This window comes from Streptomyces sp. NPDC051018, from assembly GCF_044456085.1.
GTDB lineage: Bacteria > Actinomycetota > Actinomycetes > Streptomycetales > Streptomycetaceae > Streptomyces.
Genome location: NZ_JBITFN010000016.1, coordinates 132,703 through 142,188, shown reverse-complemented (window position 1 = coordinate 142,188; position 9,486 = coordinate 132,703). Strand labels below are relative to the sequence as shown.

Genomic DNA, 9,486 nt, shown 5'->3' with positions numbered 1-9,486 from the left:
TCGGCATCGGGCGGTGAGCCGCAGCCGGTGGCTGAGCCCGTGGCGTCCTCCGGCCCGCAGGCGGACGCCGCTCCGGGCGCGCCGGAGCCGCCCGCAGGCCAGGTGGCCAAGCCCGCTTCGGGCAGCGAGCCGCAGCCGGTGGGCAAGCCGGTGGCTGAGTCCGCGATGCGGTCCGGGCCGCGGGCGGACGTCGACGCAGGCACGTCGGAGCCGCCGTCCGGGCAGGCACCCGAGTCGGCATCGGGCGGTGAGCCGCAGCCGGTGGCTGAGCCCGTGGCGTCCTCCGGCCCGCAGGCGGACGCCGCTCCGGGCGCGCCGGAGCCGCCCGCAGGGCAGGTGACCGAGCCCGTCTCGGGCGGTGGGTCGCACCAGGTGGCCGAGCCGGTGGCTCCCACCGGGCCGCAGCCGGTGGCCGCGCCCGGGGCGCCGCTCGCGTCACCACCGGCCGCCGTTGCGGGACCGGGACCGCAGGTCCCCCCGCGGACCCGGCGCCGAGGGGCGACCGTGCTGCTCATCGCCGTCGCGGCCGTCATCGGTGTCGTCGCCGGAACGGCCGTCGGCTACGGCGTCCAGGCCGAGCGCGAACCGACCCCGCTGCCCGCCCTGAGCCAGCGGAACCTCACCTACCCGGCGAAGCCGCTCGCGGCCGACAAGCGTCCCGCACCGCTCTCCGCCGCCGAGGACCGCCAGGTCAGGACGGACGGCGATCTGCGCAAGCTGTTGCTGCCCAAGCCCTCGGGCGAGCGCGTGGCCGCGGAGAAGTGGCGGACGGGCGCGTGGATCGACCTTCCCGAGCAGGCCATGGAGTTCGAGGATCCGGGCTACATGCTCGGCGAACTTCTGGAGGACGATTTCCGCCGGGCCGCAGGCACCCGCTGGGAGACGGGCAACCGGACGACGGAGATCACTCTCCTCCAGTTCCGCAGCGCCCGTGGCGCCCAGGAGTTCATCGCCGGCCAGCAGGGCTACATGGGCGAGGACTCGGAGGAGTCGTCCGGCGCGGGCAACGAGGGCGACCCCGTGAAGGGCAGCGGCAACGGCCGGTACTACCTGTACGAGGTCGAGCGGAAAGCGGGCTATCTGCCGTTCTACCGGGCCCGTGCCCTCGTCCATCGCGGCGACATCGCGATCGGGATCGACGTCGTCGACTCCAAGGCCATCAGCAAGAAGATGATCCGCACCCTGGCCGAGCGACAGCTGGAGCGCCTGTGAAGACCGCACTGATCCGCCGGGCGATCGGTGGGGCGATGGTGCTGGGAGCCCTCGCAGGCGGCCTCGGCTACACCGCTGTGACCGTCGACGGCGCCGACCGCACCGCGCCCACCACGACCTGGGGCAAGCCTGCGGGCGCGCCCGCCGAGGACCCCGCCGGGGATGTCGGCCGGGGCCGGGCCTCGGGCCCGCTCGGCAAGCTCCTCCTGCCGGTGCCGGAGAACTACCGCCTGGGCCCGGACCGGGAGCTGTACGGCAACGACCAGGAGCTGAACGCCAAGCAGGCCACGGCCGTGATGAAGGACGAGGCCCGGGGGCTCACCGGCAAGAAGCGCCGTGAGTTCGAGAAGATCATCGACGGTCTCGGTGTACAGGGCATCGCCTCACGTACGTACGCCCTCTTCGACAACACGCTCGTCGTGCAGGTGGAGGTCGCCCGGATGAAGAGCGGCAAGGACGCCCGCACCCTCTACGACTTCAATGCCGGGCTGTCGGAGCTGGTGGGGCTGAAGAAGGGCCCGAAGATCGAGGGCCACAAGAAGGCCGTCTGCTTCGTGAACTCGATGGACAATCCGGACGAGGAACAGAACGAGAACGACGAGGACAACGGGCTCGACAGGATGACGTGCACGGCGTACGTATCCGACACGCTGGTGTCCTTTTCCGCGTACGGCTCCCGGCCGTTCGACAAGTCCGCCGCCACCTCACTCGTGAAGCGGCAGCTCGACCACATCACGTCCCCGGGGGAGTACGTATGACCGAGCAGACCGCCTCACGGCCCGCGCCGGAGGCACCGGAGCCGGAGCCGGAGACCGCGCAGACGCCCGTAACGCACGTTATGCCGGTGGTCCCGGGTGAACCGGCGGCCCGGACCGAAGACCCGCCCGAGGTCCTGGCGTCGCACGACACCGCACACGACACCCCGCACGCGCCCCCGGCCCCCGCCCGGGACCGGTGGGTGCTGCGGGCCGTGGGCCGCTGGAGCGCCGCCGTGCTCGTCTGCGTCGGGCTCGGCGCGGGTACCGCGTACGGGATCACCTCCATGGAGCGCACGGACGTCCCCGGTCTCGCCACGAAGAGCGACGGCCGCTGGGACTACCCCCGGCTGTCGCTGCCCGCGCTCCCCGAGGGCAGCCCGCGCCCCTTCAGCAAGGGCAACGACAACGAGGTCCACCACGCCGACCTGCGGGACCTTCTGCTGCCCGCGCCCGAGGGCGCCCGCGCGGACAAGAAGCTCAACGGCGGCTGGACGACGATCGCGCGGTTCGGGTCCGAGTACGAGGAGGAGAGCCGGGCCGAGATCCGGCAGGCGCTCGACGATGCCGCCGTACGGCATATCGCGGCCCGTGGCTGGACCATGCCGGACGGCACGGCCTCCCGCGTCTACCTGCTCCGGTTCGACTCGCTCGACTCGGCGGACATGTTCGCGCGCCGGGACCTCGGGGCCGGTACGGATCCCGGACTCGCGCTCACAAACATGCCGGAGGGCGAGGAGGACCCCGCCTGGCAGGCTTCGGGCGGCTCCGAGTCGACCTCCTCGTTCGTCTTCCGGGAGACCGGGTCCCCGGGCCCGCTCCACACCCGCCAGGCGTACCTCGTCGCGGGCGACACCGTCGCCCTCGTGGTCCACGAGAAGAAGGGCAGTGCGGCCGCCGTGCCCTTCCACCAGACCGTGGCCCTCCAGAGCCAGCTGCTGAGCTGATCGAGGGCCGGGCACGCCGACGGGTACGGGTCCGGGGCCCGGGCACGCGACCGGTCCCGGCGCCCGGACCGATCCCGGTCCGGGCGCGCGGACCGATCCCCGGCCGGGCGCCGGGCGTACGGCCCACCTCACACCGGTCTCCGGGCCCCCACCCATTAGGCTGGGGCCCGGACTCCGGTCCACCGTGTCGCCCAACGCTCACCCGAGGAGCACCCCGTGCTTGAGGCATTCTTCGAAGCCCTGCTGGTCCTGGTCTGCATCGGCGTCGCCGCCTTCGCCGTGCTGACCGTGAAGAAGCTGTACCAGGGCCAGCGCTGATCCACGGCCCGTACCGCACGCCCGGCACCCACGCCCCGCACAGATAGCTGTAGCCGCTCATGATCGAGATCCCGTCCGACCTGAACCCGGACCTCGTCCCCCTCGCATTCCTCCTCGGCACCTGGGAGGGCGCGGGCGTCTCGGACTTCCCGGACGCCGAGAAGTGCAACTTCGGACAGTCGGTCACCTTCCGCCACGACGGCAGGGACTTCCTGGAGTACGCATCACACACCTGGGTCCTCGACGCCGAGGGCAACAAGGTCAGGCCGCTGGAGAGCGAGCACGGCTACTGGCGGGTCGACAAGGAGCGCAAGGTCGAGGTCGTCATGGTCCGCGACCAGGGCATCGTCGAGATCTGGTACGGCGAGCTGGCCGACCAGAAGCCCCAGATCGACCTGGTGACGGACGCGGTCGCGCGGACCGCCGCCTCCGGGCCGTACAGCGGGGGCAAGCGGCTCTACGGCTATGTGAAGGGCGATCTGATGTGGGTGGGGGAGAAGGCCACCCCCCAGGTCGAACTGCGGCCGTACATGTCGGCGCATCTGAAGAAGGTCGTCACGCCCGAGCAGGTCGAGGCATGGGCCAAGGACCTCGGGGATCTGCCCGACGACGGAATCACCTTCTTCAAGTAGGGGCCCGTGCCCCCTGCCTACACTGGGGACGTGGTGAGCACCGACTGGAAGAGCGATCTGCGGCAGCGCGGCTACCGGCTGACTCCGCAGCGGCAGCTTGTCCTCGAGGCCGTCGACGCCCTGGAGCACGCGACACCCGACGACATCCTCTCCGAGGTGCGCAGAACCGCCTCCGGGGTGAACATCTCGACCGTCTACCGGACCCTGGAGCTGCTGGAGGAGCTGGGGCTGGTCTCGCACGCCCACCTCGGGCACGGCGCGCCCACCTACCACCTCGCCGACCGGCACCACCACATCCATCTGGTCTGCCGGGACTGTACGCAGGTGATCGAGGCGGACGTCGAGATCGCGGCCGGGTTCACCGCGCAGTTGCGGGACGCGTTCGGGTTCGACACGGACATGAAGCACTTCGCCATCTTCGGCCGCTGCGAGCGGTGCGGGGCGGGCGAGGGGGCCGCTCCCGGAGCCGCCTCCCGGCCGTCCCCGGAACCCGGGTCCGCCACGGGAGACGGGCCCGTCCGGCGGCCTTCCGCTGAGGCTTCAACTACCGAGTCGTAGGCTTTTCCCATGGCCACTGTGAAGAGCCCACTGCTGTCCCAGCCCGGCGCCGTCCCCGCCGAAGGCTCCGACGAAGGCGTCGCCGCGCACTACGGCGACATCTTCCGTGAACAGCGCGCCCTCGCGGACGGCAAGGGCCTCGTCGATCTCTCCCACCGCGGTGTCCTCACCGTCACCGGGGAGGACCGGCTGAGCTGGCTGCATCTCCTGGTGACCCAGCATGTGAGCGAACTGCCCGCCGGGCAGGCCGCCGACGCGCTGATCCTCTCCGCGCACGGCCATATCGAGCACGCGCTCTATCTCGTCGACGACGGCGAGACTCTCTGGGCCCATGTCGAGCCCGGCACACAGCACGCGGTGATCGAGTATCTGGACTCGATGAAGTTCTTCTACCGGGTCGAGGTCGCCGACCGCACCGACGACATCGCGGTGGTCTTCCTCCCCGCGGGCTCCATCGCCGAGGCCCCGGACGGTGTGGCCGTACGGGAGACTCCGTACGGCCGCGATCTGTTTCTGCCGCGCGGGGACCTCGACAGGTACGCGGCGGACAACGGACCGCTCGCGGGGATCCTGGCGTACGAGGCCCTGCGGGTCGAGGACCACCGTCCCCGGGTCGGCTTCGAGACCGACCACCGCACCATCCCGCACGAGCTGGGGCTGATCGGCTCGGCGGTCCACCTCCAGAAGGGCTGCTACCGGGGCCAGGAGACGGTGGCCCGCGTCCAGAACCTGGGGAAGCCGCCGCGCCGGCTGGTCTTTCTGCATCTGGACGGCAGCGAGGTGCATCTGCCGGGGCCCGGCACCCCGGTCCGGCTCGCCTCGGACGGCGAGGACGGCCGCAAGCTGGGTTTCGTCACCACCTCGGCCCGCCACCACGAGCTGGGGCCGATCGCGCTCGCCCTGGTCAAACGGAACGTGCCGGTGGACGCGCCCCTGATGGCGGGGGACACGGCGGCGTCGCAGGAGACGGTGGTCGAGCCGTAAGCCACGCGGTGCGCACCGGGCCGGGGCCCGGAACCGTACGGACCGCCGCGCCCGGAGCGATCCGTACGGCCCTCTGAGGGGCGCCCCCGAACCCGTACGGCCATACGGCCCCGTACCGATCCTGGGCCGTATGCCGCGGCCGTACGCCTCCGAGGGCCCGGTCCGTACAGCCCGCTGAGCCATGGCCGTACAGCACCCGAGCCACGACGGGATCCGTACGGCCCTTGAGTCACGGCCCTTGAGTCACGCCCCCTGAGCCGCGGGCCCCCGGGTGGTTCACACCTCGATCAGTACCGTGAACGGGCCCTGGTTCGTCAGCGAGACCCGCATGCTCGCGCCGAACCGGCCCGTCTCCACCCGCGCCCCCAGCGCCCGCAGCCGGGCCACCACCTCGTCGACCAGGGGTTCGGCCACGGGGCCGGGCGCCGCCGCGTTCCAGGTGGGGCGGCGGCCCTTCCTGGCGTCCCCGTAGAGAGTGAACTGAGAAATCACCAACAAGGGCGCATTTACGTCGGAGCAGGATTTCTCGCCCTCAAGGATGCGAAGCGACCAGAGCTTGCGGGCCAGCCGGTCCGCCTGCTCGGCGGTGTCCTCATGGGTGACCCCCACCAGCACACACAGTCCCTCGCCGATGATCTCGCCGACCGTCCGCGATCCGGACCCGTCGTCGACGGCGACGCTCGCGCCGTCGACCCTCTGCACCACCGCACGCATACAGACCAATCTATCTGGGGCTGAACGGGTGCAGAGCACCTGCGTGGAGCGGTTGCGTAGTGGCACGATGCACGGAGGCGGTGCAGCCCCCGGTCCTCCGGGCCTGGGGAGACCCCGTGCACCGGTCGAGGGGACGGACATACGCATATGAGCACATCGGGCACCGGGCGGGCGGCCGAGAACGCGTCGGCCGGGATCGTGACGACGGCAGCGATGGCCACCCCCGTGCCGTCGGCCGGCCAGGCCGCCGGCCGCCCTCCGCAGCAGCGCACCGCGGACAGCCACCGTGCCGTGGACGCCTTTCCCGACCCCCCGCAGTACGACCTGCCGCGACTGCGTCTGCCGGAGCTGCGGACCCTGCGCCGGGACTCCCAGCGCGACGAGGCGGACCTCAGCTATGTGCGGCGGCTGCTCCAGGGCCGGATCGACATCCTGCGGGCCGAGCTGGCACGCCGTACGGACCCGGAGGCACCGGTCGTGGACCGGCTGTCGGAGATCCTGGCCGACACGCCCTCGCGGCACCGCACCTCCGCCCGCCATGTGACCGTGTCCACCCCGCACGGCGAGGAGTACCGGCGGCTGGCCTCCGAGATGCTCGCCGAGGTGGAGCTGTCCGACCTGGCCGCCCGCACGGACGACGAGCTGCACGCGGCGATGGGACGGCTGGTCCGCTACGAGCAGCAGGTCTCGGGGCGCCGGCAGCTCCTCCAGCGGACCGCGGACGACTGCAGCGCCGAGATCGCCCGCAGGTACCGTGAGGGAGAAGCACAAGTAGACGACCTGCTCACCTGAGGCGCGTCCGGGGCGCCCCTCCGGCACGGTTCGCACCGGCGGGTTCAGTTCCGGAAGGCCGCCCATGAGCACCACCACGCCGATACCGCCCGTCCTCGCCGAGGTCGTACGGTCGGGTTTCACCGAGGGCCGCCACCGGGGGGCGCTGGTCGTCCTGGCGGCCGACGGCAGCGTGGAGCGGGCGCTCGGCGATGTGGCCGCACCGGTCTTCCCGCGCTCCAGCAACAAGCCGCTCCAGGCCGCGGCCGTCCTGCGCGCGGGGCTCGACATCACGGGCGAACGCCTCGCGCTGGCCGCCGCGAGCCACTCCGGGGAGGGCTTCCACCTCGATCTCGTCCGTACGATGCTCGCCGAGCACGGGCTGAGCGCCGCCGAACTGCGCACCCCGCCGGATCTGCCGCTGGACCCGGCGGAGGCCGAGGCGTATCTCGCGGCGGGCGGGGTCCGGGACCCGGTCACCATGAACTGCTCCGGCAAGCACGCGGCGATGCTGGCGGCCTGCGCCCTGAACGGCTGGGACCGGACCTCCTATCTCGACCCCGCCCACCCCCTCCAGCGCCTGGTCCACGAGGTCGTCGAGGAGGCCTCGGGCGAGCGGGTCGCCGCGCTCGGCACCGACGGCTGCGGGGCGCCGCTGATGGCGATCAGCCTGACGGGGCTGGCTCGGGCGTACCGCTCCCTGGTGCTGGCCGCCCCCGGCACGGCCGGGCGGCGGGTGGCGGACGCGATGCGCGCGCACCCGGAGTATGTGGCGGGCACCCGCCGCGCCGACACCTGGCTGATGCGCGAGGTGCCGGGGACGCTCTCCAAGATGGGCGCCGAGGCCGTTCAGGCGGTGGCGTTCCCGGACGGCCGCGCCCTCGCCTTCAAGGTCGACGACGGCGCCGGACGGGCGCTCGGTCCGGTGCTGGGGCGGGCGCTGGAGCTGATGGGGGTACGTGCCCCGGTCGTGGCGCGGATCCGCCGTGCGCCACTGCTCGGGGGCGCCGCGGAGGTCGGGAAAATCCGGGCGACTTTCTGAGGGCCCGGTGCCTAGCGTGGCCCGTATGACCCTTGAAACCCGTTCCGTCTCCGTTTCCGACTACCCGGGCTGGCTGCGGGCCCTGTCCACCGGCTTTCTGCGTTCGCCCGCCCTCGCGGAGGGGGAGGCCGAGGCCCGTTCGGAGGGGGTCGATCTGTCCCGGGCCGCCGGGGTCTACGACGGGGGCCGCTGTGTGGCGACGTACCGTTCGTTCGACCAGCGGCTCACCGTCCCCGGGGGCGCGGCCGTCGCGGCGAACGCCGTCACCAATGTCTCCGTCACCGCCACCCACCGCCGCCGGGGCATCCTCGGCCGGCTGATGACCGCCGATCTGCGCGCGGCGCGGGAGCGCGGGGACGCGGTGGCGACGCTGATCTCCGCGGAGTATCCGATCTACGGGCGGTACGGCTTCGGACCGGCGACCTGGACGGCCGAGTGGTCGGTCGACATTCCGCGCGCCGGCATCGACAGCCGCCTCTCCGGTCAGCCGGCGGACGGCGGCCGGGTCGACCTCGCCGATCTCACGGAGGTACGGAAGGAGGGCCCGGAGCTGCACACCCGGTTCTCGGCTCTCCAGCCGGGCGCGGTGAGCCGGGACGAGCGCTGGTGGCGGCTGAGGACCGGGGTGACCAGGTTCCCGGACGAGCCCTGGACGGAGCCGTTCCACGCGGTCTACCGCTCGGCGTCGGGCGAGATCGAGGGGCTGGCCGTCTACCGGGTCGACGACACATGGGGCGATGCCAAGCAGCCGCTGAACACGGCGACGGTGAGCGATCTGCTGGCGCTGACACCGGCCGCCGAGCGCGCGCTGTGGGGGTTCCTCTGCTCGATCGACTGGATCACCACAGTCCGGACCGGCTACCGCGCCCCGGACGACCTGCTCCCCTCCCTTCTCCCGGACCCCCGGGCCGCGCGGACGGTGACGCACGCGGACTTCCTGTGGGTGCGGATCCTGGACGCCGTCCGCGCACTGGAGGCACGTACGTACGACACCGCCGCGGCCCTGGTCCTGGACGTCCGGGACCCGCTCGGCCTGACGGCCGGGCGCTTCCTTCTGGAGACCGGTCCGGACGGCGCTTCGTGCGTCCCGACGGCGCAGTCACCGGATCTGACGCTGGACGTACGGGAACTGGGCGCGCTCTATCTGGGTGACGAGTCGCCGGTCAGGCTGAAGGCCCTCGGCACCCTGGAGGAGAACCGTCCGGGAGCGGCCTCGACGGCGGACCGGCTGTTCCGGACCCCGAGGCGTCCCTGGTGCCCGGACATCTTCTGACGGGCCCGCATCGGCGCGGCACCCGGGGCCGTACCGCTTTCGTGGCGGCGCGGACCGGGGCCGTACCGGCGCGGCGCCCGGTCCCGTACCGCGTACGGACCGGGTAAGGACCTGGTACGGACCGCGTTGGTACCGCGTACGTACCGGCCGGGGGGGGCCCCCGCCCCCCCCCGGGCCCCCCCCCCCCCCGGCCCCGGGCGCGGCCCCCCCCCCCCGCCCGGGGGGCGCACAAGGGGCCCCCGCCGACCGGCCCGGGGGGGGGGGGGGGGCTGTTTGACCC

At 72.7% G+C, this 9,486-nt stretch carries 10 protein-coding genes; 9 read left to right on the top strand and 1 reads right to left on the bottom strand.

The annotated features are described in order from the left end of the window. From ACIBCM_RS25580 to ACIBCM_RS25555, 6 genes are all read left to right on the top strand, one after another. Positions 1-1,212: hypothetical protein (locus ACIBCM_RS25580; protein ID WP_399246982.1), on the top strand; the 1,212-nt coding region annotated here is incomplete at its 5' end. Continuing rightward, positions 1,209-1,970 carry a hypothetical protein gene (locus tag ACIBCM_RS25575; protein ID WP_399246980.1) on the top strand — a complete coding sequence of 254 codons (762 nt, stop codon included), beginning with the start codon at positions 1,209-1,211 and terminating at the stop codon, positions 1,968-1,970. The genes ACIBCM_RS25580 and ACIBCM_RS25575, both read left to right, overlap by 4 nt. Further along, entirely contained in the window at positions 1,967-2,914 is a 948-nt protein-coding gene (locus ACIBCM_RS25570) for a hypothetical protein (RefSeq protein ID WP_399246978.1), read from the top strand. Before ACIBCM_RS25575 ends, ACIBCM_RS25570 begins: the two co-directional genes overlap by 4 nt. Before the next feature lie 377 nt (positions 2,915-3,291). Next, on the top strand, positions 3,292-3,864 hold the full coding sequence (locus ACIBCM_RS25565; protein WP_399246976.1) for an FABP family protein: 573 nt from the start codon (positions 3,292-3,294) through the stop codon (positions 3,862-3,864). Between the two features lie 30 nt (positions 3,865-3,894). Next, positions 3,895-4,422 carry a Fur family transcriptional regulator gene (locus tag ACIBCM_RS25560; RefSeq protein ID WP_399246974.1) on the top strand — a complete coding sequence of 176 codons (528 nt, stop codon included), beginning with the start codon at positions 3,895-3,897 and terminating at the stop codon, positions 4,420-4,422. A gap of 18 nt (positions 4,423-4,440) precedes the next feature. Further along, positions 4,441-5,406: a YgfZ/GcvT domain-containing protein gene (locus ACIBCM_RS25555; RefSeq protein ID WP_399247100.1), complete on the top strand. Its 966-nt coding sequence runs from the start codon at positions 4,441-4,443 to the stop codon at positions 5,404-5,406. A gap of 276 nt (positions 5,407-5,682) precedes the next feature. Here the strand turns inward: ACIBCM_RS25555 and dtd are convergent, their stop codons facing one another. Next, complete coding sequence (dtd, locus tag ACIBCM_RS25550; RefSeq protein ID WP_399246972.1) at positions 5,683-6,120, bottom strand: D-aminoacyl-tRNA deacylase; 438 nt, start codon at positions 6,118-6,120, stop codon at positions 5,683-5,685. Between the two features lie 147 nt (positions 6,121-6,267). On the opposite strand from dtd, the gene ACIBCM_RS25545 reads away from it, so the two are divergent. The 3 genes from ACIBCM_RS25545 to ACIBCM_RS25535 all read left to right on the top strand — a co-directional run bounded on the left by ACIBCM_RS25545 (position 6,268) and on the right by ACIBCM_RS25535 (position 9,206). After that, complete coding sequence (locus tag ACIBCM_RS25545; RefSeq protein ID WP_399246970.1) at positions 6,268-6,912, top strand: ABC transporter substrate-binding protein; 645 nt, start codon at positions 6,268-6,270, stop codon at positions 6,910-6,912. A 64-nt stretch (positions 6,913-6,976) separates the two neighbouring features. Continuing rightward, on the top strand, positions 6,977-7,933 hold the full coding sequence (locus tag ACIBCM_RS25540) for an asparaginase (RefSeq protein WP_399246968.1): 957 nt from the start codon (positions 6,977-6,979) through the stop codon (positions 7,931-7,933). Between the two features lie 25 nt (positions 7,934-7,958). Beyond that, positions 7,959-9,206, top strand: a complete 1,248-nt coding sequence (locus ACIBCM_RS25535) for a GNAT family N-acetyltransferase (RefSeq protein ID WP_399246966.1) — start codon at positions 7,959-7,961, stop codon at positions 9,204-9,206. Positions 9,207-9,486 lie beyond the last annotated feature (280 nt).

What these genes read in the sequence shown, in the direction of transcription:
- ACIBCM_RS25545 (WP_399246970.1), top strand. Translation starts at nt 6,268, where the DNA reads ATGAGCACATCGGGCACCGGGCGGGCGGCCGAGAACGCGTCGGCCGGG.
- dtd (WP_399246972.1), bottom strand. Translation starts at nt 6,120, where the DNA reads ATGCGTGCGGTGGTGCAGAGGGTCGACGGCGCGAGCGTCGCCGTCGAC.
- ACIBCM_RS25535 (WP_399246966.1), top strand. Translation starts at nt 7,959, where the DNA reads ATGACCCTTGAAACCCGTTCCGTCTCCGTTTCCGACTACCCGGGCTGG.
- ACIBCM_RS25540 (WP_399246968.1), top strand. Translation starts at nt 6,977, where the DNA reads ATGAGCACCACCACGCCGATACCGCCCGTCCTCGCCGAGGTCGTACGG.
- ACIBCM_RS25565 (WP_399246976.1), top strand. Translation starts at nt 3,292, where the DNA reads ATGATCGAGATCCCGTCCGACCTGAACCCGGACCTCGTCCCCCTCGCA.
- ACIBCM_RS25570 (WP_399246978.1), top strand. Translation starts at nt 1,967, where the DNA reads ATGACCGAGCAGACCGCCTCACGGCCCGCGCCGGAGGCACCGGAGCCG.